This is a genomic window from Leptolyngbya sp. NIES-2104 (genome assembly GCF_001485215.1).
GTDB lineage: Bacteria > Cyanobacteriota > Cyanobacteriia > Leptolyngbyales > Leptolyngbyaceae > Leptolyngbya.
Window position 1 is genome coordinate 962,006 of sequence record NZ_BBWW01000001.1, and the last position, 21,176, is coordinate 983,181.

26 protein-coding genes are annotated in these 21,176 nt (G+C 47.0%); 10 read left to right on the top strand and 16 right to left on the bottom strand.

Annotated elements, in window-relative coordinates:
* Positions 1–9: 9 nt before the first annotated feature.
* Positions 10–738, bottom strand: coding sequence for a phosphatase PAP2 family protein (locus NIES2104_RS04415; protein ID WP_058996117.1), 729 nt, complete (start codon positions 736–738; stop codon positions 10–12).
* 209 nt (positions 739–947) lie between these two features.
* Here NIES2104_RS04415 and NIES2104_RS04420 point away from each other — a divergent pair, with 209 nt between their 5' ends.
* A complete protein-coding gene (locus tag NIES2104_RS04420) occupies positions 948–1,445 on the top strand; it encodes a universal stress protein (protein ID WP_058996119.1) in 498 nt (165 codons plus the stop codon).
* Here the strand turns inward: NIES2104_RS04420 and NIES2104_RS04425 are convergent.
* The 3 genes from NIES2104_RS04425 to NIES2104_RS04435 all read right to left on the bottom strand — a co-directional run bounded on the left by NIES2104_RS04425 (position 1,415) and on the right by NIES2104_RS04435 (position 4,098).
* Positions 1,415–2,245, bottom strand: coding sequence for a tetratricopeptide repeat protein (locus tag NIES2104_RS04425; RefSeq protein ID WP_058996121.1), 831 nt, complete (start codon positions 2,243–2,245; stop codon positions 1,415–1,417). The genes NIES2104_RS04420 and NIES2104_RS04425 overlap by 31 nt on opposite strands.
* Positions 2,246–2,254: 9 nt before the next feature.
* The gene (locus NIES2104_RS04430) at positions 2,255–3,091 is read right to left on the bottom strand and encodes a tetratricopeptide repeat protein (RefSeq protein ID WP_058996123.1); all 837 of its coding nucleotides are present in this window, start codon (positions 3,089–3,091) and stop codon (positions 2,255–2,257) included.
* A 107-nt stretch (positions 3,092–3,198) separates the two neighbouring features.
* Positions 3,199–4,098 carry a DUF2993 domain-containing protein gene (locus NIES2104_RS04435; protein WP_082689928.1) on the bottom strand — a complete coding sequence of 300 codons (900 nt, stop codon included), beginning with the start codon at positions 4,096–4,098 and terminating at the stop codon, positions 3,199–3,201.
* Between NIES2104_RS04435 and NIES2104_RS04440 the strand changes: the two genes are divergently transcribed.
* Both NIES2104_RS04440 and NIES2104_RS04445 read left to right on the top strand, forming a co-directional pair.
* Positions 4,090–4,734: an acetoacetate decarboxylase family protein gene (locus NIES2104_RS04440; protein WP_058996127.1), complete on the top strand. Its 645-nt coding sequence runs from the start codon at positions 4,090–4,092 to the stop codon at positions 4,732–4,734. The two genes, NIES2104_RS04435 and NIES2104_RS04440, sit on opposite strands and share 9 nt — an antisense overlap.
* Before the next feature lie 60 nt (positions 4,735–4,794).
* A complete protein-coding gene (locus NIES2104_RS04445; RefSeq protein ID WP_058996128.1) occupies positions 4,795–5,721 on the top strand; it encodes a DNA polymerase III subunit delta' in 927 nt (308 codons plus the stop codon).
* On the opposite strand, the gene NIES2104_RS04450 is transcribed toward NIES2104_RS04445, so the two are convergent.
* Entirely contained in the window at positions 5,709–6,701 is a 993-nt protein-coding gene (locus NIES2104_RS04450; RefSeq protein WP_058996130.1) for a squalene/phytoene synthase family protein, read from the bottom strand. The genes NIES2104_RS04445 and NIES2104_RS04450 overlap by 13 nt on opposite strands.
* A gap of 406 nt (positions 6,702–7,107) precedes the next feature.
* Between NIES2104_RS04450 and accD the strand changes: the two genes are divergently transcribed.
* The 6 genes from accD to petJ all read left to right on the top strand — a co-directional run bounded on the left by accD (position 7,108) and on the right by petJ (position 10,197).
* A complete protein-coding gene (gene accD, locus NIES2104_RS04455; RefSeq protein WP_058996132.1) occupies positions 7,108–8,028 on the top strand; it encodes an acetyl-CoA carboxylase, carboxyltransferase subunit beta in 921 nt (306 codons plus the stop codon).
* 14 nt (positions 8,029–8,042) lie between these two features.
* Positions 8,043–8,174, top strand: a complete 132-nt coding sequence (locus NIES2104_RS33335; protein ID WP_263970911.1) for a hypothetical protein — start codon at positions 8,043–8,045, stop codon at positions 8,172–8,174.
* Positions 8,175–8,182: 8 nt separating this feature from the next.
* The gene (psbV, locus tag NIES2104_RS04460) at positions 8,183–8,674 is read left to right on the top strand and encodes a photosystem II cytochrome c-550 (RefSeq protein WP_058996134.1); all 492 of its coding nucleotides are present in this window, start codon (positions 8,183–8,185) and stop codon (positions 8,672–8,674) included.
* 25 nt (positions 8,675–8,699) lie between these two features.
* Positions 8,700–9,188: a photosystem II cytochrome PsbV2 gene (gene psbV2 / locus NIES2104_RS04465; RefSeq protein ID WP_058996136.1), complete on the top strand. Its 489-nt coding sequence runs from the start codon at positions 8,700–8,702 to the stop codon at positions 9,186–9,188.
* Between the two features lie 168 nt (positions 9,189–9,356).
* A complete protein-coding gene (gene petE, locus NIES2104_RS04470; RefSeq protein WP_263970912.1) occupies positions 9,357–9,710 on the top strand; it encodes a plastocyanin in 354 nt (117 codons plus the stop codon).
* 82 nt (positions 9,711–9,792) lie between these two features.
* Positions 9,793–10,197, top strand: a complete 405-nt coding sequence (petJ, locus tag NIES2104_RS04475) for a cytochrome c6 PetJ (protein ID WP_058996140.1) — start codon at positions 9,793–9,795, stop codon at positions 10,195–10,197.
* Positions 10,198–10,237: 40 nt separating this feature from the next.
* Here petJ and NIES2104_RS04480 read toward each other — a convergent pair whose 3' ends face one another.
* From NIES2104_RS04480 to NIES2104_RS04500, 5 genes are all read right to left on the bottom strand, one after another.
* Positions 10,238–10,567, bottom strand: coding sequence for a hypothetical protein (locus tag NIES2104_RS04480; protein WP_156426862.1), 330 nt, complete (start codon positions 10,565–10,567; stop codon positions 10,238–10,240).
* A gap of 40 nt (positions 10,568–10,607) precedes the next feature.
* Positions 10,608–11,501, bottom strand: a complete 894-nt coding sequence (locus NIES2104_RS04485; protein WP_156426863.1) for a hypothetical protein — start codon at positions 11,499–11,501, stop codon at positions 10,608–10,610.
* A 168-nt stretch (positions 11,502–11,669) separates the two neighbouring features.
* Positions 11,670–12,548 carry a 2-hydroxy-3-oxopropionate reductase gene (locus NIES2104_RS04490; protein WP_058996146.1) on the bottom strand — a complete coding sequence of 293 codons (879 nt, stop codon included), beginning with the start codon at positions 12,546–12,548 and terminating at the stop codon, positions 11,670–11,672.
* Between the two features lie 4 nt (positions 12,549–12,552).
* Positions 12,553–13,869 (bottom strand): four-carbon acid sugar kinase family protein, encoded by a 1,317-nt coding sequence (locus tag NIES2104_RS04495; protein ID WP_059001560.1) that lies wholly within the window; start codon positions 13,867–13,869, stop codon positions 12,553–12,555.
* Positions 13,870–13,997: 128 nt separating this feature from the next.
* A complete protein-coding gene (locus tag NIES2104_RS04500; protein ID WP_058996148.1) occupies positions 13,998–14,435 on the bottom strand; it encodes a hypothetical protein in 438 nt (145 codons plus the stop codon).
* 340 nt (positions 14,436–14,775) lie between these two features.
* Here NIES2104_RS04500 and NIES2104_RS04505 point away from each other — a divergent pair, with 340 nt between their 5' ends.
* Positions 14,776–15,213 carry a pentapeptide repeat-containing protein gene (locus NIES2104_RS04505; protein WP_058996150.1) on the top strand — a complete coding sequence of 146 codons (438 nt, stop codon included), beginning with the start codon at positions 14,776–14,778 and terminating at the stop codon, positions 15,211–15,213.
* Here the strand turns inward: NIES2104_RS04505 and NIES2104_RS04510 are convergent.
* The 6 genes from NIES2104_RS04510 to NIES2104_RS04535 all read right to left on the bottom strand — a co-directional run bounded on the left by NIES2104_RS04510 (position 15,210) and on the right by NIES2104_RS04535 (position 21,108).
* A complete protein-coding gene (locus tag NIES2104_RS04510) occupies positions 15,210–16,175 on the bottom strand; it encodes a glycosyltransferase family 9 protein (RefSeq protein WP_058996152.1) in 966 nt (321 codons plus the stop codon). The genes NIES2104_RS04505 and NIES2104_RS04510 overlap by 4 nt on opposite strands.
* Positions 16,176–16,414: 239 nt before the next feature.
* Entirely contained in the window at positions 16,415–17,671 is a 1,257-nt protein-coding gene (gene metK, locus NIES2104_RS04515) for a methionine adenosyltransferase (protein WP_058996154.1), read from the bottom strand.
* Positions 17,672–17,953: 282 nt separating this feature from the next.
* Positions 17,954–18,685 (bottom strand): Crp/Fnr family transcriptional regulator, encoded by a 732-nt coding sequence (locus tag NIES2104_RS04520; protein WP_058996156.1) that lies wholly within the window; start codon positions 18,683–18,685, stop codon positions 17,954–17,956.
* A gap of 111 nt (positions 18,686–18,796) precedes the next feature.
* Positions 18,797–19,597: a Crp/Fnr family transcriptional regulator gene (locus NIES2104_RS04525; RefSeq protein ID WP_058996158.1), complete on the bottom strand. Its 801-nt coding sequence runs from the start codon at positions 19,595–19,597 to the stop codon at positions 18,797–18,799.
* 213 nt (positions 19,598–19,810) lie between these two features.
* The gene (locus NIES2104_RS04530; protein ID WP_058996159.1) at positions 19,811–20,200 is read right to left on the bottom strand and encodes a response regulator; all 390 of its coding nucleotides are present in this window, start codon (positions 20,198–20,200) and stop codon (positions 19,811–19,813) included.
* A 182-nt stretch (positions 20,201–20,382) separates the two neighbouring features.
* The gene (locus tag NIES2104_RS04535) at positions 20,383–21,108 is read right to left on the bottom strand and encodes a Stp1/IreP family PP2C-type Ser/Thr phosphatase (RefSeq protein WP_058996162.1); all 726 of its coding nucleotides are present in this window, start codon (positions 21,106–21,108) and stop codon (positions 20,383–20,385) included.
* Between the last annotated feature and the right edge of the window lie 68 nt (positions 21,109–21,176).

Consider the following 21,176-nt stretch of genomic DNA (forward strand, 5'->3'; position numbering starts at 1 on the left):
AGATTCAAGTTAGAATTTTGGCTTCGATAAATCTTTTCGATGTCGCCAGATTTCTAAACTCAAAACACAAGTCATTAACCAGACAAACCCCGCCGCATATCCTGCAATAATATCTGTGAACCAATGCACACCCAAATACATTCGACTAAACCCGATTAGCGCAATCAAAATCAACATCGATAAAATGATGAGATTGCGGTATTTCGGATAGCGAGTGGCTAATAAATACCCTAATAATCCGTACATCACGATCGATAACATCGCGTGCCCACTCGGAAAACTGTAAAACTTCACCTCAACCGTTCTCGACCACAATTCAGGACGCGATCGCTCAAACAGTCGTTTCAGTAAAAGATTCAGTCCTAACGCTCCGAAGCCTCCTAATGCGATCGTCATCGCTTCAGATTTCTGATGTCGCATCAGTAAAACTGCACTCATCAGCGTCCCCACGATGAGTAAAATTGTCGGATCGCCAATGCAGGTAATGAACACAATGATTGGAGTCAGCCAGGGAGCTTGAAGTTTCTGAATTGCAAGTAAAACGCTCGTATCAAAAGCTTGAGTCTGATCGCGCATTACGGTTTCTGCGAGTTCTGCAAATCCCCAAAGCGCGATCGCAGCCGCTACTAATCCTGTTAATCGAATCGCAGTCAATAACGGTGCAACTCGATTCCCAACTTTTCGCCGCCAAAATGTTAAGATTCTTCGGCTCGATCGTCGAATGATCTCGATCAACATTGCTTTTAATCAGTTGAAATAGGTTGCCATCTTCTCAGCCGCAAACCTCGAAATTCATCTAGCGGAAGTTTGACTTCGTTTAAAGTGTTAAGAAGCAAGAAAACCAGGACATTGCAGTGAATTTCAAGCTTACACTACAGGTATGAGGTTAAATACAGTTCACTTCACATCAGCCTCAAGCATTCGATTGAGCCATAAGGAGAATCGGTATGTTTCAAAGAATTTTAGTCGCTCTCGATCGCGCTGAAACCAATCAAAGCGTCTTTGAAAAAGCGATCGAGCTTGCTAAAACGAACCAGGCAAAGGTGATGTTGCTTCACGCAATTAGCCCGATCGATGAAGGCATTTCTACGCCGATGTATCCGATGGTCGATAGCCTGTATCCAATCCAGCACGAAGCTTTTATGCGATCGTCGGCTCAGTTGTTCTCTCAGGCAGAAACCGCAGGCTTAGACATGCTAAGGGCGAAAGATGCGAGAGCGCTTACATCTGGGGTTTGCTGCGAATTTACTCAGCACGTCGGCGATCCAGGAGACATTATTTGTACGATTGCGAAAACCTGGAATGCTGATTTGGTGGTCATGGGACGCAGGGGGCGATCGGGACTGAGCGAATTTCTCTTAGGAAGTGTGAGCAATTATGTGATGCACCATGCGCCTTGTTCAGTGCTGATTGTTCAAGAAGCATTAGTGGGGGCGACCATTTGAGTTAGAGCTTGAAACCGCTCGTTCATTTTTAGAAAGCTGAAATTCGAGTCGATACTGGCTAGATTGTAGTAAATCGATGGAGAAAGCGCGATCGCACGTTCTAAACTGTCGATCGCGTTCTCTGCATTTCTCTCGATTGCATAACAACACGCTTTCCCATACCAAGCACTCGCACTTCGAGCATTAATTCTGATAGCATTTTCAAACGATGCGATCGCTTCAGACATTTGATGTAATTTGCCTAAAACTTGTCCTCGGTAGTTCCAAATATAGTCAGAAGTTGGCTGAATTTTGAGTGCGATATTGAGATTCATTAATGCAGTTCGATTATCTTTGAGCGATGAAAGCGCGATCGCTCGGTTGTACCAGGCTTTGTAGTTTTCTGGTTTGAGTTCTAGCACTCGATCAAAACTTGCGATCGCGTCTCGATAGCGATACAAATTCAGCAAGGTTTTGCCGTGATTTTGCCAACAGCGGTAATCTTCTGGCTCCAGTTTCAAAGCTTGATTAAAACTGGTAAGCGCTTCATCGTACTGTCCCAATCGACCTAGAGCAATTCCGCGACCTTGCCAAGCTAAACTCATTTTTGGACGCAGCGAAATCACTCGTTCAAATGTCGCGATCGCGTCTTCATATCGTCCTAATTTTTCTAGCGCGTACCCACGACAAAGCAACCCATTTGGATGATCCGGATCGATCGCTAGAATCTGCTCGAATTTAGCATAGTGTTGCCCATAGCGACCCAGCAAAGCAAGCGATCGACCGACATTTCGATACCGAGTTTCATCAGAGGGAAGCATAGCGGGCAGTTACGTTTCGCGAGGTGGGCGAACACTCAGAAGGGACATAAACCGATTGTCTCGTCGGAGTGCAGCAAAATCAGAATTGCTTTGAGCGATTTCGCGATACTCTTCGGGACTCAACTCGATCGCTCGCTGCAAATGTTCGTAAGCAAGATCAGCTTTGCCTTGAACCGCGTAACAGCAAGCTTTGTTGTACCAAATCGTTGCTGCATCCGGTCGGAGTGCTAAGGCTCGATCGTAGCTTTCGATCGCTTCGTCGATGTTGCCCATGTGATAAAGCGCATTGCCGCGATTTGTCCAGGACTCTTCAAAATCAGGTTTGAGTTCGAGAGCGCGATCGTAACTCGCGACAACTCGTGCTAGCTGTCCTAATTTTCGCAGTGCTAACCCGCGACTGTACCAAGCCCAGTAGTAGTCGGGTTTAAATTCGATTGCGCGATCGTAACTGTTCACAGCATCTTCGTAACGTTCTAAGTTCCGAAGCGAAATGCCACGATTGTACCAAGCCCAATGATAGTCAGCACGATATCGAATGGCGTGGTCATAGCATTTGACCGCTTCTTCGTAGCGTCCGAGTTCATCGAGCGCATTGCCGCGATTGTTCCAGGCTTCGGGGAAGCCGGGTTGGTATTCAATGGCTTGAGCGTAACTTTCGATCGCGTGTTCGTATCGTCCCAAGTGGTAGAGCGAGTTGCCTCGGTTATACCAAGCATCGGGATAGTCTGGTTTGAGATTGAGTGCAGCTTCGTAGCTAGCGATCGCTGCTTCGTAGGCTTTCGTCTTATTGAGATATAAGCCTTTCTGGAAGAAAAGCGTTACTTCAATGTCTTGAGCGTGGCTCATCACCTAAGTCCGTCTTTCACATCACTGTCTTTGCTAAGGTTCCCAGATGATGTGCGACAAATCACAGATGAAATGAAAGTTTATAACAATGAGCGAGAGAAAAGAGCTTACAAATTAGGAATTTGAGCAGCGTGAATTTCGATCTCAGTCGTCAATTCTTTGTTCTGAATCAGAAAGGTTTTGACCTGAAAAGCAACCCCTTCAATCTCAAGATAAGGCTTGCTCACAATGTTATTCATCCATTGCAGCAAGGCGATCATGAACGGAATAGACTGACCGTTGTTGGGCGTACAGCAGAAGGTTTCCATCCGAACAGGTTGAGTCTCTGTTTTTGGAGAAACTACAGAGGTAAATGCCAATTTTTGTGTATCTTTTGCACTCTGAATCTTCGCATTTCCTGTAAAGCGAATTTTATTATTATCGAGCAATTTGATACTAAATGGAGGCTGTAATTCTAAGGAGTTAATCTCGCCTTCTACATTGAGATCAATCGGCTTGAGAAACCCATGAACATAATCTGAATTCATATTTTGATTCAAATTGTTCTCAGAGAGAACCAGGCGGATGTGACTATCGATCGGTTCATTTAACTGAATTTTTCCAAGCAGGATGCTCAGTGGATCAACGGAGATTTGATCGGTCTGAATTTCGACCTCTTGAATCTGAAGATCATCTTTGACGATGTTGCGACCCTGAAACGAGATATCGTCTACTTCGCCTTGAACGAGTTTTACAAAATTTGTCCTAGCAGACACCGCAAGCTTCCTAAACTCGTCAAACTGAGTTCCCAAAACAACCTTGGCAAACTCAGAAAAGATATTCTCTTCAGGCGGATTTGGCTCAGACATACGCTCAAAAATCATTGCTCCTGAATACTGTAGAACAGCCTTATAGAAAGTATCTCTACAATTTGAGAGGCTTTCACTCTGCGACCAAAGACAGAGGCAAAATTCAGCAGAGTTTTCTAGGGTACGATCGCCAATCTCTTCCTCACTGTCATGAATCATCCACCCGCTCCCTGGACGCTCAAAGGACACGGTTATCTGACATTACATCTCATAGATTTTTCTGAAGCTGCCAAAGCAATCCCCAAGGATCTCGAAATTGTTCAAGTTTTGCCTGGAAAGACGATCGGCGGTTTATTTCTCGGCAAATATGGAGCTGGCTCAACGCTAACCTACGGCGAACTTATTGCTGTTCCGGGTTTAGTTCGATATGGCGGCAAAATCGGAGGTTGGGTGTCTCATATCTATGTGGACGATGCAAGCTCGATCGCTGGAGGTCGAGAAATTTGGGGACTGCCAAAAGAAGATGCCCAATTTTTCTGGCAACCGGAAGGAGGCGCGATCGTTAAACAAGGCGATCAAATTCTCTGCAATTTCACTCACGCTTGGCAGTTTAATCTCTTGCCACTGAGCGGACAGTTTGATACCTACACCAAGCTGGCGGAAGAATTGATGCGGTTTGAAAGTTCAGCGATCGGTAATCTTTCTGTGGTCAGTTCTCGGCTTGAAGTTCCCCGTTCCAGTCCATTTGCAAACATCATTGATTCTCAGCCTTGGATGGCGGTTAAAGCTGAATCGCTGGAGATTACGATCGCGGCTCCATATTCGATCGGCGCGAAAGTTCCGATGCCCGTCTGAATTCGGCAATGAAGTTTCCGATTAGACTACACTAGGCTTTCATTCTGCTGTTATATCGCGATGTCAGTTTTTAGTTCTCTAATCGGTCAACCTCAAGCTGTTGAACTCCTCGATCGAGCGATCGCAGTCGATCGTCTCGCCCCCGCTTATCTCTTCGTCGGAACTGCGGGAATTGGCAAAGGATTAGCAGCAGAATGTTTTCTCGAAGCGCTGTTATCGTCCTCTCGTTCCCGCATTCTGAATCGCAATCATCCTGACTTGCTTTGGGTCGAACCGACTTATCTTCATCAAGGCAAGCGATTAACCGCGATCGAGGCAGAAGCGGCAGGAGTCAAGCGCAAAACGCCGCCGATGATTCGATTAGAGCAAATTCGAGAAGTTAGTCAATTTCTCAGCCGTCCGCCGTTAGAAGCAGCGCGATCGGCGATCGTCATCGAGCAAGCGGAAACGATGCCTGAATCCGCTGCGAATGCGTTACTCAAGACATTAGAAGAACCTGGACGAGCAACGATTATTCTTTTAGCAACCAGTGTCGAATCGGTTTTACCGACGATCGTGTCTCGGTGTCAGCGAATTCCCTTTGCGCGACTCGATGTAGAGTCAATGGCACAAGTTCTGAAAAAAGTGGGACACCCGGAAATTCTCTCTAAGCCGCAGTTGTTATCTCTCGCTCAGGGAAGTCCCGGAGCCGCGATCGCACATCAGCAAACCCTCGAATCGATCCCGCTCGAAGTTCTAGAATCGGTGATGCAGCCTCCGAAATCATTGAGGCAAGCGCTCACGACTGCAAGAACGATCGCGAAAACGATCGACGGTGAAACGCAGCTTTGGTTAATTGATTATTTGCAGCAAGTGTACTGGACACAGAGCCAGAATGCTCGATCGCTGCGATTGCTCGAAAAAGCGAAAGAGCAACTCTTAGCCTATGTCCAGTCTCAGTTAGTTTGGGAGGTCATGTGGATGGAGTTTTGTGCTCAACCACACTGAGACTCGATCGCGACAAATCGCTTGAGTTTGCAGCGTTGATCGACAAACGACACTGTTTTGTGAGCAGAAGGAGTCGTTGTAGTCCCCCAACGTGAGGGTAGCAACAGAACTAAATCGCGTCGGACTTGCTGCCAGTAGACTTGAGGAAACCGCACATAATCATAGTCACAGTGCCGCATCACTCGTTCGATGCGGCGGTAGCGATTGAGTGACCAATCTCGTAAAATCTGCCAGGACGGATGCAAATCAGGCGACAGAATGAATGGATACGCACGACGATACAGCTTTGGCAGATATTCGTAAATCCAAAACTCCATCATCGATCGATATTCCGGATTCTCGTAAGCTCTGAGTTCTAAAATTTCGCTGCGAGTCACCCCAAAGCGATCAAGCAACTCATTCGGTAAATAACAAATTCCTTGCTCAGCATCTTCGCGCAAATCTCGTAAAGTGTTGTAGAACTGATCGACCACTCCAAGGCTACCCACTAAATGCCAAGTTTGAGTTGACAAAAATGGCAAAACCTGGAAAAACGACGAAGCTAAATCGCGCAGCATGGTTTCATAGTCCTCGATCGTCTCAAACACCAAATTTTTTCGGTTGTAGCGATCGAGCGCCGTCAGATAGCGCTCCCAAGCTTCTTGAGAAAGCTGACAGGCGGGATCAGACTGTGCAAACCAGCGACCGTGCATCGATTCAAATAACGAGCGGTGGGCTTCCGCAGGTTGAACTGTTCCAGTTGATTTTAACCACCGCCACGCAGCGTAGAAATCCTGAAACGGTCCAGGTTGTCCATTCACCAATTCGCTTTCTGCAAGTCGATCTGCTAAGCGAATCCAGTGAATGCGTTCGATCCAGGCTTGTCGAACTTCGGGATCAAGTTCTAGAACCCAAGCAGCGTTATCCTCGTCCTTTAGGGCATCATCCGCGATCGCGCAATGAAGGGATGACCCAACCAATTCAGCAACAGACGTATTCATATCAACAGGTGAATTTTAAGCTTGCCACGGCACTCGCTAATAGAATTCCCAGATTTTGATAGGATTAACGGGTGTAAATTAAGATCCGTTAAAACCATGAATAGAGTGAGCGAATGGAAAGAGCGCCAATCCGCAGCTTCTGGAAATTACGGTAGTAAGGAGCGTGAGAAATAAATTCTTAAGCGGGGCATGAATTAAAAGCAGGATAAGAATCTCGGCTCAGAAACCAGCTTTTACGTCAAGATGAACGTCTCGAATCTGAAGGGCGATCGGACTACGCACTCTACAAGTTGTTAAAAATGACACGTTTTTTAATTGAATTTAAATGAACTAGCGATCATGTTACTCGCTTTCACAAAACTGGAGTAACTTTTATCACCCTCGATGAAAAGGATAGATTAACCCCATGTCTTTATTTGATTGGTTTGCGAATCGACGTAAATCTGAGCCTCAAGCCTCTCCTGCCCAAGAGCGCGAGATCGCAGATGGTCTTTGGAAGAAGTGCGAAACGTGCGGAGTGCTGACTTATACCAAAGATCTAAGAGCGAATCAGATGGTTTGCTTAGAGTGTAACCATCACATGCGCGTCTTCAGCCCAGAACGAATTCGGCAACTGATCGATACAGAAACTTGGGTCGCGATCGATGAACATATCCACCCCGCTGATCCGCTAAAATTCCGCGCCCGCAAATCCTACAGTGATTACCTCCGCGATACCCAAGAGAAAACGAAACTCACCGAAGCTGTTCAAACCGGGATTGGTCAAATCGATGGTTGCCAGGTTGCTCTCGGCGTAATGGATTTTCGCTTTATCGGCGGCAGTATGGGATCAGTTGTCGGTGAAAAGCTCACCCGTTTGATTGAACGCGCCACCCAGCAGCGTCTTCCAGTTGTCATCGTCTGCGCTTCTGGAGGCGCGAGAATGCAGGAAGGCATGTTGAGCCTGATGCAAATGGCAAAAATTTCTGGAGCGCTTCAACGCCATCGAGAAAGTCGCTTGCTTTACATTCCAGTTTTGACGCATCCGACTACGGGAGGCGTAACCGCGAGTTTTGCCATGCTCGGAGACATTATCTTAGCGGAACCGAAAGCGATGATTGCATTCGCTGGACGAAGAGTGATCGAACAAAACTTGCGCCAGAAGCTTCCAGATGATTTTCAAACGGCGGAATATTTGCTGAATCATGGATTTGTGGATGCGATCGTGCCTCGTACCCAACTGAAAAAGACTCTAGCCCAATTAATCCGCCTGCATCAGCCCGTGATTCCGTCCTCGCACACGGTGCAAATTCCGGGCATCAAAACATTTACTTCCGCCCCCGATTAGAAACAATCCGAAAATTGGTGAAAGTATTGTCACAGCGGCATGATATTGGTATTAAAGGAGTCTATTCTCATCATCAGCAAAGCCGATTTGCCGATCGCTATTATCGATTGTTGTGTTGTGATGTCCGATTACTGAGCCACATTTAAGGAGAACCATGCTTAAAAGATTTCTTTGGCTTGCTGTTGCCACCGTCTTTTTTGCGTTTCAAGTGTTTGCACCGTCCGCGAACGCGGCAGAACTTGATGCTGCAACCCGTACGGTTGTAAAAGATGCCAACGGGGGAACGACCACTCTCTCGCTAAAGCAAGTAAAAGAAGGCAAACGCCTGTTTCAATACGCTTGTGCCCAATGTCATGCAGGTGGTGTCACCAAAACCGACCCGAACGTTGGGCTTGATCCTGAAGCGCTGTCGTTGGCAACTCCGAAGCGCGACAATATCGATTCGCTGGTCGATTACATGAAAGATCCGACCAGCTACGACGGAACGACCTCGATCGCGGAAGTGCATCCGAGCTTAAAGAGCAAAGATACCTTCCCCGAAATGCGAAACCTGACTGATCAAGACTTAGTTGCGATCGCAGGTCACATTCTCCTCCAGCCCAAAGTCGTTGGCGACAAATGGGGCGGCGGCAAAATCTACTACTAAACCCCTATTGAGGCTGACTCTCCCTATGTTGGTACAAGCTATTCGATCAATTTTGATCTTCTGTATTGCCTCTATCGTCTGGGGAGCAGTCAGCCTTCCTGCTTATGCAAGAGTTGACCCGTACATTAGACAGTATTTACAAGTTTCTGACCCCGTTCCAGTCGTAATGAACGAGCAGGGTGAAACGCGATTGTTCTCATACGAGAATATGCTTGAAGGGAAAAAATTATTTGAATTACACTGTGCGTCCTGTCATGTGGGCGGTGCAACGCTCGCGAATCCGCCCGTTTCGCTTTCGTTAGAGGCGCTAAAACAAGCCACTCCCCCACGAAATACTGTTGAGCAATTAGCGGCATTCATCCGGCATCCGATGAGCTACGACGGCAGCGAGGAGTCGTTACTCTGTCGAGAAGTCCCCGAATCCTGGTTAGCGCAATCTGAAGTCGAGAATTTGTCCGGGTTTATTTTACGTGCGGCTGAGAAAGCGAAAGGGTGGGGAAGTACGAAGTTGTAGGGACGGATTTCTGGAATAATTTTTGGTTTTACAAACGGTCAAACTGAGTACGACAGGCTGTAAAATGTGAGAATAATCTGAAGAACAAAGTCGTTCCGAGAAAAAACTATGAAATCGATCGCTTCTGCTATCCGGGGACTCTCCCTGGCTTTCTGTGCCGTTCTTCTCATGATGGGAAGCTTATTCCTCGCTGCTGCGCCCGCTTCGGCAGATACCGTCAACGTGAAGATGGGAGGCGCTAAGGGTTTGGTGTTTGAACCCGCAGTCGTGACCGTCAAGCCTGGAGACACGATCCATTTTGATGTCGGTCAATTACCCCCTCACAACGTGATCTTTGATGCCGCAAAGGTTCCGGGCAAAAATGCTGACTTGGCAGCTAGCCTGTCCCACAAAGCTTTGGAAGGCGCGAAGAAGTCTTTTGATGTCGCAATTCCCGCAGATGCTCCTGCTGGTGAATATACTTACTACTGCTTGCCTCACCGGGGCGCTGGCATGGTCGGTAAAGTTGTCGTTGCAGGTTAATATTGCTTCGTGTTTCTCCTCAATCTCCGGTCTACAATAGGTTAGCGTGCCATTTACCGACACAGGCGCAGGATTGAGGAGAATGAATTTGAATTGGCAACAATCTTTATCTCGAATTGCGATCGCGCTCGTTGGATGTGCGATCGCAATTTTTGTGTCAATTCTTCCCGCTCATGCGGACGCTCCCAATGGCGAACAGTTGTTTAGCGCAAATTGCTCTGCCTGCCATATCGGCGGAAATAATGTGATTATTTCTCACAAAACCTTGAGAAAAGAAGCGCTAGAAAAATATGAAATGAACTCGATCGAAGCGATTCGCCACCAAGTGATTCATGGAAAGAATGCGATGCCTGCGTTTGGTGAGCGATTGAGCGAGGAAGAAATTGAAGCGATCGCGAGTTATGTCTTAGGACAAGCGGAAACAGGATGGTCAACAGCGCGAGTTGAACCAACTACCGATAAAAGTGATCAACTCGCCACCTCTTGAGTTTCACATTCTCTTGTTTGTAACTTGACGACGATGTTTGTTATTTGCTTGGGCTGGGTACAAATGGTGCAAGAATGCTGGTCAAAGTATTAATCACGTTACTGATTGCTTGAATTGCCTCAGCAATTTTATCCAGTTCTGCAATCTCGCGTCTCAGCTTATCAATTCCTTTCTTCAGATCATCTTCACCTGACATCAGTTGTGGTAGAAGTGGCTCTATTCGAGCGTTTCTTAGCTTCCCAATCTGAATACTCAGATCACTCTGACATTTCCTAAACTTTGCACGATCTTCTTTTTCTTGTTGCCTAATCCAAAAATCAATTTTTGGTTCTTGCATTCTTTTTTCTAAAATCTCTAAATCATTCAGCATGTTATTGAGGCTAAGAACTCTCATGTTAATCTTCTCCAAACTATTCAATCGCTTTTTCTGCGGCTTGTGTAACTGCTTGCATTTGATCAGTCACGCTCTTAATACGATCGGCGCTGTATTGACCCTGAACAAAATCTTCGTAAATCTGACGAAATTCTTTTGCGATCTTGCTTGCTTCTTCAAGCTCAAAGACAGTGTTGCGTAAACTCAAAATGTCTTGTCGCTGCTTGATCCATATTTCTTGCTGTCCCGAATCTATTATTCCAGTACCATAAGTTTGAACAAGAATACGGTTTTCCCGGCGTTCTTGCAAATCCTCTAAGTCGCTTTTGGTATCATCGATAACTGCTTCTAGAAGTGATTGTTGAAGCAGAAGTTCGTTTTGAATTGTTTCTTTCCGCAAGTTTAGTTCTTCTCGCAATGCTCTGTTGATTCTAGAACTCACTGCGATTCTAAAAATAGGTACTGCTGCTCCCTTTAGTGCTTCGTATCTAGCTTCAGGAAATGTAGGATTAGAGCGCAAAGTTTTATTTAAGGCTTTGATTTCATCAACCAGTACTCCTGCGTTTTTGCTTGCGTTCTCTGGAGCGTTTGAATCGGCAAGTTCAGTTAAAACACTAAAATACGAACCTAATAAGCGAATATGTGAACGTAAACCTGACAGTAGCTTAAAGCGTTGATCTAAAACGTCTCTAGTTCTTTGATACTGCTGAACATCCTGCTCTGAATTATCGGTATCATCCCGCAACAACTGCTCTGAAGTTGATTCAATTCTGAGCTTACCCGAAGCAATTAAAAGTTTGTCCAGAGCAGAAGTATAGTCTGTCATGGCTTGCGTAAAGTCTCTAATCCGTTTTGTAGAACCACAGCCTGCTATTGTTGTAGTAGCAATTAAGACTAAGAAAACAGACCACAGTCGTCGTTTTGTTACCACTATTAGACCTCAAACTCAGTGAATAAGAAAGTTATACGACAACTCAAACTTTTTCACTCGCTTAAGTCTGAGTATTAATAGTCATTTATTTTGGTAGTTAGCAGTAAATATACGGCAAAAACAACGAACTATTTAGCAGTAAAGAAAATTTTAATCTTCTGTCGTGATTTAGGATGGATTTGAGAGCAATTGGTATAAAAGCGCGATCGCTGCATTGTCGAGTTCCCCTTTCCCCTGAGCAATCAGCGCATCCATCAGTGCTGTCACCTGACCACTTCCTAGCAATGGCACTCCGACTTCTCGCCCAGTCTGCAATACGATATTCATGTCTTTCCGATGCAAATCGAGCTTGAATCCAGGCTGAAAGCTGCCGTCTAACATTCGCTGTCCGTGGACTTCTAACACTCGACTTTGAGCAAATCCACCCAATAAAGCCGATCGCACTTTTGCTGGATCAACTCCTGATTTTTTCGCGAGTGTTAACGCTTCTGCAACGGCTTGAACGGTCATTGCGACAACGATTTGATTGCAGGCTTTGGTGACTTGTCCGGCTCCTGCTTCTCCGATGTGAACAATGTTTTTACCCATTGCTTGGAGGACGGGTAAAGCTCGATCGAAGGCGGATTTTTCCCCACCGACCATGATCGATAGCGTTCCTTGCTGTGCGCCGATATCACCACCGGAAACCGGAGCATCAAGCGATTGAATATCGTGTTTCTGAAGTTCGGAATGGATTTTTTTGGAAGTTGCAGGCGCGATCGTAGACATATCGATGAACAACATTCCTGGTCGCGCTCCAGACAGTACGCCGTTTTCACCTAAAACAACGAACTCCACATCGGGAGAATCGGGAAGGCAAGTGATGACGATATCGGATTGTTCAGCGACTTGTTTTGGAGAGGTTGCGGGGGTTGCGCCTTGGGTTGTGAGAAATTCGATCGCATTGCTCGATCGATTAAACACCGTCACGCTATATCTAGCCTTTAACAAGTTCTGCACCATTGGCTTTCCCATGATGCCGAGTCCGATAAATCCGATGCGTTCCATGTTGTTAACTGTGTTGGTTTAAGCGATCGTAAACGGTTGCGAGCGCGGTTTCATCTCCGACATTTCCAGGAAACAGAACCACGGGCAAATCTGGAAACTGAGGGTGATCTTCTGCGGTTCTGACCATCGAAACGCCTGCGAGGACTTGACCGAGAAGTCGAGCCGTTCTCAGGGCTAATCCTTTGCTTAAGGTATCGTTTGAAGTGATGCCGCCTTTACTAATGAGAAAACCGATATCAGCGGGCAGGTGGCGCAGAATGTCCATTAATAACGTCGAAACCGATTCACCAAAATTTAAGCGAGTTTGGGCATCGTCAAAGGTTAGCTCTTGGCGACTGGTGTAAACGACGGGAGTTTTTCCAGCGTTGTGAATTTCGTTGATTTGGTCGATCGCATTTTTCAATAAAGCCTCGTGAGCATTGTTCGATCGAGCAAGTTGCGCGACTTCAATCTCAACCCCAACGGTTCCCGGAGCTTCGAGCAATTTCTGTAGCTGTTCAGTCGTTTTCTTCACATGAGATCCAACGATCACCGCTCCAGGTTTGCCTTCTCTGACGTATCGTGCCATTTCTGCTTGTGGAATCGGTTGCGCTCCCAAATTTGCTAATGAAGTCAGTAGACTTGCCGCACTCCGAAATAAAAACCGTTTCCCGTCCGATGCAACTGTTAATACATCAGATGCAAACTGATCCATGTCTGATTGCGTTTCTGAATCAACGACACAGCATTGATTATCATGTAAATTTCTTAGTCGCTGTTGAATTCCCGATCGTATTTCTGCCAGCAAAAATCGCTCTACTTGATCGGCATGAATTCGCCCCTGTGTTTTCTCTTCGACGTAATCCGGTAGATAGCTGTGCTGATAGCCAAATACGGAATCTTTGGCGAATTCTGTTTCGTGAACGGGTGTATCCACTCCGTTCACTTTTAGGTAGTGAATACTCTCACGAGTCGTACGTCCTCCCTCAAAAAATGCAGGCACAAGGAAATGAGCATCAAAGGAACCGAGTTCTTGGGCGATCGCATCTGTCTCGATCGGGTAATGTCCTCTCAAAGTCGAATCCGATCGACTGACCACGAGAAAATCTTGGATCGATTCTTCGGCGATCGCGCTTTTTAGATTGCAGCACACTTCTTGAGTCACCGATTTCGCAGCTTCGGGAGTCAGCGATCGTGTATTGGTTAGAACAAAGAAGATTGGTGCTCGATCGCGCAATCCAATTCTCAACGTCTCGATATCCCACTGCATCAGAAGCAGGCAACTATGCACCGTTTGCGACCCTGTTGGATCATCATCGAGAACAATGATTTTCGGCTGCATCTTCCCTGCCTCTCTACAGTCTACAAAGCTCAATCTATCAGGAAACAGCGATCGAACTAGAAAGGGTTCAACAAAAAATCTCCAGTTTCTCGAAGAAACTGGAGACAATTCTTTGATCAACGATTCAACTACTTGCGGATATCTTTCGCCATTTTGCGGAACATATCCATATCGGATGCCGCTTTCCGACGTTGAGCCGCCGCATCTTCGACTGGAGCCGATTGAGTCGATTCGGGCTGCGGAGCAACAATCTCAACCTTTGCTTGACCTGGAACCACACGACCCATCGCCGAAAGTTCTTGGATGTATTCCTTTCCTTCCGGGTTATCTAACGTTTTGGGAAACGTGCGACGGGTTTTTTTAGAAGCTTGCATATAGTCTGAATTCCCATATGTCTGCGCTTCAGACGATTCCAGATAGAAAGCAGATTTTTCCTTCGGGGGACGAGCGGCTTTCTCTTTTTTCGGGCGCTCCACTTTTTCTTGCTTTGGAGGTTCTACGGAAGCAAGCTTCGCTGTCTCATCGCTTGCCTTTTTTGAAAATAATCCTCGGATGAATCCGGTCATAGGTCTCCTAACCGCTGAGCGTCATATTAGTCTTACTGATGTTAAATTTTATCAAATTTATGAGTCTTACAGTGTTGTTTTGACTGCACTTTTAATTGTGATGAGAAGTTGAGAAATTCTGCGATCGCAAAGAAAGTTTGTCAAACTAAAAGTAGGCGCAGGTTCTCAGTAATCTCAACAAAACTTAGAACTTGCTACAGTGTGCGTCATTCTTCCGATCGAATGATATCCAGAGACCGAGGTTTTCTGAAATCGTCTTTCGTACAGTTGAAGTTATTAATACAACCGCTACTTCACCTTGTTGGTCAACCCGCTCCACTCATTTCTGGAGGATACTTTTATGTTTGCAAAAGTTGGAATCACCCTTGCCTGTCTTGCTACCGTTTCGTTCGCCGCTCCGATTCGCGCCGAAAATCCGCAGCACGTTCAACGACTTATTACCACTGGCGAATGTTCCGGGTGTAATCTCGCAGGTGCGAACCTGAAAGAAATCCACGTTTTGGGCGCGGATTTGCGAAATGCCAACCTAGAAGGCGCAAATTTGACTGGAGCAAACTTAGAAGGCGCAGATTTGACGGGCGCGAACTTGAAAAACACCAATTTGACGACGGCTTATCTGACGAATGCAACCCTTGATCGAGCAAACCTGACGAATGCAAATCTATCAGGTGCTCGTTTGATCAATGCAGAAACTGTGGGTGCAATTCTCGACGGCGTGAACATTCAAAACGCCGAAGTCTACGGAAGTGGAGTTGCTGCGGGTGGCGACGATCGCTAACCGCCCCAAACTCGTTCTAGAATCATTTGCGGCGTGATGTCTGCCATTTTTCCAGTGGGAGACTTGATCGCCGCAATTCGATCGCTCTTCGGTACAAGTTTTTCTGGATCGGTTGTGCCAAAGAGTGCCAATGTGAACGTTTGAGCCGCGATCGCAGCGTGCATCGAGGCGCTATCAGTACAGATCATCAAGCTTGCACCTGCCACCATCGAAACCAATTGCCCAATATTTTCGGGTGCAGTGACTTTGATTCCAGGACACAAAGCCACGATTTGAGCCACGATCTCGTCATCTTCTTCGCCCTTAATTAGTACGATCGGTAAATCCGGTTGTTTTTGCTGAAAGTCCCGAATGATTTTTTGCCAATTTTCGGCTGGATAAATCTTGTCAATTCCTTTGCGTTGCGATAACTCACCTGCACCGGGATGAATCAAAACATAACGACCGTCTTGTAATCCGAGGCGTTTTCGTTCCGCGTCTGACCATTCGAGATCCCTCGCTGGAACACTGATCGCAACATCAGTCATGGGTCGATCGATGCCTAATCCCTTTAGCAAGTCGTGATACATTGCGGCTGCATACTGGTCAGAATTCAGCGGAACGGTTTTCGTGAAAAAGGTTTCAGATGCCGAGCCGCTGGCGTATCCGATTCGAGTTTGAATGCCGCTGAGCCAGAGGAGAAAGCCAATTCCCCATCGTTGACCGAGCGCGATCGCAATATCGTATTCTCGATCGCGCAACACTCCGAGCAAATTACTCCAGTCTGACAAGCTATTACTGCCTTTGAAGTCAAATAAAATCGTATCGCTCACTGATTTAGAAATTCGATACGCTCCCTTGGCTCTGGGTTCAACCACCACATCGATCTGGGCTTGAGGATAAATCGCTTTTAGATCATCAAGGGTGGGAAAAAATAAAATCTGATCGCCAATTCCACCAGGAACAAGGGCAAGAATTCTCATAAGGCTTAATATTATTACGCTGCAATTCCGCCCTTATTTTAGAGGAAGAAATCCGCCAAAGAAACTACGCAACGATGATAAATTTCGTTTTATGGTGCAATTTTAATCAGAGATTTGCTTTAAGAGGGTGTTTGAAAAGTATTCGTTCGTTGCTTTTCTATACTTTTCAAACACCCTCTAAAACTGAAAACCCCCAAGAGAATCATCTCAATGGGGGTTAAATCAGATCAAAGTGTGATCTATCCGACTGCGGTTGCAGAGAGCGCTGCTTCCTTCAACAGAGCCGCCTTATCGGTCTGTTCCCAAGGCAGTTCCAGATCGGGACGACCAAAGTGACCATAAGCCGCCACATCTTGATAGAAGCGACCACCACGATCGCCTGGAAGCGTCCGCAATCCGAAGGTTTGAATGATGCCCGCTGGACGCAGTTCAAAATGCTGCTGCACTAATTCCAACAGTGTTTCATCGCTGACCTTTCCAGTTCCAAACGTTTCGATCATGATGCTCACCGGACGAGCAACCCCGATCGCATAACTCAACTGAACTTCGCACTTCTCCGCCAAACCTGCCGCGACAATATTTTTCGCAGCATATCGAGCAGCATACGCAGCACTACGATCGACCTTTGTAGGATCTTTTCCAGAGAACGCGCCGCCACCGTGACGAGAATAACCACCGTAGGTATCCACGATGATTTTACGTCCGGTCAGACCTGAATCTCCTTGAGGTCCACCGATGACAAATTTTCCGGTTGGGTTGACCAGGAAACGAGTCTCACCATCGGGCTTGATGTCGATGTCAGAGAAACAAGGTTCGACGACCAGTTTCCAAAGGTCTTCTTTGATTCTGGCTTGGATCGCCGCATCGTCGCTGATATCGTCGATCGTTGCAGTGTGCTGAGTCGAAACCAGAATCGTGTCGATTCCCACAGGTCGGTCGTCTTCGTATAGAACGGTGACTTGCGTTTTGCCGTCGGGACGTAAGTAGGACAGTTGACCTGTCTTACGGACTGCGGCAAGTTTACGAGAAATGCGGTGAGCCAAACAGATTGGCAGGGGCATAAATTCCGGGGTCTCGTTGCAGGCAAATCCAAACATGATGCCTTGGTCGCCAGCCCCGATCGCATCGAGCGCTTCTGAGCTGAGATGTTCGCGGCTTTCTTGAGCGGTATCAACGCCTTGAGCGATGTCCGGGGATTGTTCATCAAGCGCGACCATCACAGCACAGCTATTTGAGCTAAATCCGTTTTCGGCTCCGGTGTAGCCGATTTCAGCAATCTTTTTGCGAGCGAGATCGATGTAGTTGACGTTTGCTTTCGTGGTGATCTCACCTGTAATGAGAACCAGTCCAGTGTTTACGACAACTTCCGCCGCCACCCGGCTTTTTGGGTCTTGGCTCAAAAGCGCATCCAAAATCGTATCCGAAATTTGATCACAAATCTTGTCTGGATGTCCTTCAGTGACGGACTCAGACGTAAAGAAATAACGACGGGACAAGGGCAATCTCCTTTAATCTCGTGAATGACCTGTAACAGTAAGCTGCAATACAGTTGCCGGAATTATATCACTCGGCTTTAGAAGGCAACTTGAACGGTAGATAGAGATTGATTCAAATGCTGAATCATTTCCTCCATCTCATGGGTGGAATACCGAGTATCATGGCGCTGATCTACGTGCCGCATCCTATCAACCTTATGAAGCGAAAAATCGTTTTTCGGGCTACATCTTTACGGACTCTTTGAAATTCTCAAGCGTTGTTTTCGCTTTGATGTGGGAATTCTACTCTTCCGGATCGTTTAACTGGTTGCCGAGTAATCGATCGAATTCCGTTTTCACCAGTCGATAGCACTCACAAGCCGCATTTTCCAATCCTTGACGATCGAGAATCCGAATCCGTCCGCGACTGTAGGTAATCAATCCCGCTTTCTGTAAAATTGCCGCCACGACACTCACACTGGCACGCCGCACACCAAGCATTTGAGACAGCAATTCTTGGGTGAGGAAAAATTCGTCACTCGGAACGCGATCGTGACACATCAACAACCACCGACAGCAGCGCTCCTCGACCGAATGCAGCCGATTACAGGCAACGGTTTGCGATAGTTGGCTAATCAATGCTTGGGTATAACGCAACAGCAATCCATAAAGCTGAGTTCCCGGTGTCACTTCTCGACGAAAAGCATCGATTCTCATCCGCATTCCATCGCCTGCAACTTGAGCGATCACTTGTAAAGACACTTGCTCGACTCCCAGCAGAATATGAATTCCCGCCATGCCTTCATTACCCAGGGTTGCCGCCTCGACAGTTTCGCCTTCTTCGGTAATGGTCACCATTGAAATCACACCATGATTGAGGAAATACACATAATCCACAGGCTGATTTGGCTCATACAAGACTGACTTGAATGGCAAAGTGACAAACTCCAAATGCGGCGCTAATCGATCGTACTCTTCCTGAGATAGAGCGCGGAGGAGCTTATTTTGAGTAGGACGGGGACGATTTTGAGGCATGAAAGCCGATTAGACCCAGGTGACACACAACCACTCAGACCACAATCCGAATGCGGTTTCTAAGGTATAAGCCTTGTGTGTCTGTTGTCTGTCCCTTACCGTACATAGGGTCTAGCGCGACTCGTCGAACGGTTGATCGAACTGCGTTGCCTCTGGCACAGCGAAAGCTGCCCGTAAAATCCGGTAACAATCACATGCCGCAGATTCTAAGCCGCATCGATCCAAAATCGTGACTCGCCCTCGCTGATGATCAATCAGTCCCGCCCGTTCCAAAATGGCAATGATTTCACTAATGCGATCGCGTCTCACTCCCACCATTCGAGCCAAAAGCTCCTGAGTCAGAATTAGATCTGGAGTTCCGATGCGGTCTTGCAAAAGCAGCAGTAAGTAGCAGCAGCGTTCCTGAGTCGAATGCAACTGCATACAGGTTAAATTTTGCGCGATCTGACCCATTAGCGTTTGCACATAGCGCAACAGGAGAGATTGCAGGGATCGGTTCGCGTTGAGTTCAGATAAGAGCGCTTTCGCAGAAATCCGAAAGGCAGTTCCGGGAATTTGGACGATCGCTCTCATCGGAATGCGATCAGTTCCCAAAACTAACGGGACTCCGATCATGCCTTCGTTGCCGATGAGAGCGGTTTCGACTTCTCGACCGCTCTCCATCAGGTTTAGATGAGCGATGACCGCTGTGGTGGGGAAGTAGGCAGAGTCGATCGATTGATTCGGTTCATATAAAACTTGCCCAGAGGATAGAGTAACAGTTTCTAAAAACGAGGTCAGACGCTCGTAATCGCCTGAAGAAAGTGCGGCTAGGAGTTGGTTTGTAGGCGGAGACATGGCGTGCAGGAGCCACCGCAGACTGGTTGCCTGGTGAGAACGAGGAGCAACAGAATCGGTGAAATCTCTGGTCATGGGTCAATCTTTAACAAGCGGCGATCGAACGGTCGCCCCAGATGAAATATCTGGAGGCTAGAGCGCTTTCCGCCGGTTGTTAAGTAAAACTGAATTCGTGAATACTGCCCGTCATGGTACCGCATCCATCTCCCCAATCGCTCTACAGATCGGCAGAGTTGAAATACCTACAGAGATTGCTACCCCTCTGTCTTTTGGTAGTGATTGAGACTCTCATTCGGTCGATTGCGGAATTAACTCGGTGATGGTTTGGTAAAGAAGGTCAAGATCAATCGGTTTGGGTAAATGGCGCTGAAAGCCCGCAGCGAAGGCTTCTTTCCGTTCGTCATCGGTGGCAGAACCCGTGACCGCGATCGCGGGAATCAGAATCGATTGCGATCTTAGTGTTTGCAAAAAAGTAAACCCGTCTGAATCGGGCATCCGGATATCGCTGATCAGCAGGTCAGGTTGCCAACCGGATAACGCGGTGAAGGCAGAGGTGACGTTTTCAACAGCAACGATCTCTGCTCCTTCTGCTTCGAGTGCAACAATCATCATTTCTCGCGAATCTGGCTCATCTTCAACCAGTAAGATTCGCAAGCCTTGTAGGGGCAGAGTGTTCATGTCATCTTCTAGAGCAATTCAGGTGAACCCACGAAAGAGAAAGAGCCACAGTCCACATGGAGTAGGTACTCTTGCTGTTGTTGGCTAAAACCCTAGCGAGTTCAGTGATCGCTTGTCTGTACGGTTTCGTACACAGAACGAAGTTTCTTCCTGAAGACAGATGGAAGGTCAAGAAATACTTACTATTGGATCGCAACAATGACAACCGTAATGTTGTCTCGTCCACCGCGATCTTTCGCAGCATTGATCAAAGCGATCGCTGCTTTTTCACATGCTCGTATCGATTTCAAATGATTAGCGATGATTTGATCCGAAAGCTCTTCGGTGAGTCCATCGCTACATAGTAATAAACGATCTCCGGATTGTACGGAAAGCGATCGAATGTCCACCCGTTCTACATCGGGTCGTCCTAAACATTGGGCTAGTACGTGCCGCATCGGATGAACCCGCGCCTGATCTGGCGTAATTTCACCGAGTCTCATCGCCCGCGCTACCCAAGTATGGTCTTCAGTAATTTGCTCTAATTTGGCTCCCCGCAAGCGGTACAGCCGAGAATCGCCAATGTGCGTGTAAAGTGGTTGTTCATCTCGAAAAATCACCGCGACTGCGGTCGTTCCCATGTCTCCTCGCTCTGGGTTCAGTCGCTGATCTTTGAGAATCGCTTGATTTGCTTCTAAAACGGCTTGCTGTAGCAGCGTTTCCGAGTCGATATCGGTTTCCCACTGCTGCGTGAGAAAGGCTTGCATCGTCTCGATCGCGATTCGACTCGCTTCTTGTCCTCCGGCGTGTCCCCCCATGCCATCCGCCACAATAAAAAATCGCTCATCGGCATCGACAGCATAGGCATCTTGGTTAACCGATCGGATCAGTCCCGTGTCAGTCATCCCAGCGGTAAAGAAGCGTTTCATGAGAATTCAGCGAATCGGGTAGACAGCATCAAAGCCGAATTAAATCTGCTCTGAATTCAATTATTCAC

Excerpts from the sequence above, each read along its gene's own strand:
- NIES2104_RS04415 (WP_058996117.1), bottom strand. The coding sequence starts at position 738 with ATGTTGATCGAGATCATTCGACGATCGAGCCGAAGAATCTTAACATTT.
- NIES2104_RS04420 (WP_058996119.1), top strand. The coding sequence starts at position 948 with ATGTTTCAAAGAATTTTAGTCGCTCTCGATCGCGCTGAAACCAATCAA.
- NIES2104_RS04425 (WP_058996121.1), bottom strand. The coding sequence starts at position 2,245 with ATGCTTCCCTCTGATGAAACTCGGTATCGAAATGTCGGTCGATCGCTT.
- NIES2104_RS04430 (WP_058996123.1), bottom strand. The coding sequence starts at position 3,091 with ATGAGCCACGCTCAAGACATTGAAGTAACGCTTTTCTTCCAGAAAGGC.
- NIES2104_RS04440 (WP_058996127.1), top strand. The coding sequence starts at position 4,090 with ATGAATCATCCACCCGCTCCCTGGACGCTCAAAGGACACGGTTATCTG.
- NIES2104_RS04435 (WP_082689928.1), bottom strand. The coding sequence starts at position 4,098 with ATGATTCATGACAGTGAGGAAGAGATTGGCGATCGTACCCTAGAAAAC.
- NIES2104_RS04445 (WP_058996128.1), top strand. The coding sequence starts at position 4,795 with ATGTCAGTTTTTAGTTCTCTAATCGGTCAACCTCAAGCTGTTGAACTC.
- NIES2104_RS04450 (WP_058996130.1), bottom strand. The coding sequence starts at position 6,701 with ATGAATACGTCTGTTGCTGAATTGGTTGGGTCATCCCTTCATTGCGCG.
- accD (WP_058996132.1), top strand. The coding sequence starts at position 7,108 with ATGTCTTTATTTGATTGGTTTGCGAATCGACGTAAATCTGAGCCTCAA.
- psbV (WP_058996134.1), top strand. The coding sequence starts at position 8,183 with ATGCTTAAAAGATTTCTTTGGCTTGCTGTTGCCACCGTCTTTTTTGCG.
- psbV2 (WP_058996136.1), top strand. The coding sequence starts at position 8,700 with ATGTTGGTACAAGCTATTCGATCAATTTTGATCTTCTGTATTGCCTCT.
- petE (WP_263970912.1), top strand. The coding sequence starts at position 9,357 with ATGATGGGAAGCTTATTCCTCGCTGCTGCGCCCGCTTCGGCAGATACC.
- petJ (WP_058996140.1), top strand. The coding sequence starts at position 9,793 with ATGAATTTGAATTGGCAACAATCTTTATCTCGAATTGCGATCGCGCTC.
- NIES2104_RS04480 (WP_156426862.1), bottom strand. The coding sequence starts at position 10,567 with ATGCTGAATGATTTAGAGATTTTAGAAAAAAGAATGCAAGAACCAAAA.
- NIES2104_RS04490 (WP_058996146.1), bottom strand. The coding sequence starts at position 12,548 with ATGGAACGCATCGGATTTATCGGACTCGGCATCATGGGAAAGCCAATG.
- NIES2104_RS04495 (WP_059001560.1), bottom strand. The coding sequence starts at position 13,869 with ATGCAGCCGAAAATCATTGTTCTCGATGATGATCCAACAGGGTCGCAA.
- NIES2104_RS04500 (WP_058996148.1), bottom strand. The coding sequence starts at position 14,435 with ATGACCGGATTCATCCGAGGATTATTTTCAAAAAAGGCAAGCGATGAG.
- NIES2104_RS04505 (WP_058996150.1), top strand. The coding sequence starts at position 14,776 with ATGTTTGCAAAAGTTGGAATCACCCTTGCCTGTCTTGCTACCGTTTCG.
- NIES2104_RS04510 (WP_058996152.1), bottom strand. The coding sequence starts at position 16,175 with ATGAGAATTCTTGCCCTTGTTCCTGGTGGAATTGGCGATCAGATTTTA.
- NIES2104_RS04520 (WP_058996156.1), bottom strand. The coding sequence starts at position 18,685 with ATGCCTCAAAATCGTCCCCGTCCTACTCAAAATAAGCTCCTCCGCGCT.
- NIES2104_RS04525 (WP_058996158.1), bottom strand. The coding sequence starts at position 19,597 with ATGACCAGAGATTTCACCGATTCTGTTGCTCCTCGTTCTCACCAGGCA.
- NIES2104_RS04530 (WP_058996159.1), bottom strand. The coding sequence starts at position 20,200 with ATGAACACTCTGCCCCTACAAGGCTTGCGAATCTTACTGGTTGAAGAT.
- NIES2104_RS04535 (WP_058996162.1), bottom strand. The coding sequence starts at position 21,108 with ATGAAACGCTTCTTTACCGCTGGGATGACTGACACGGGACTGATCCGA.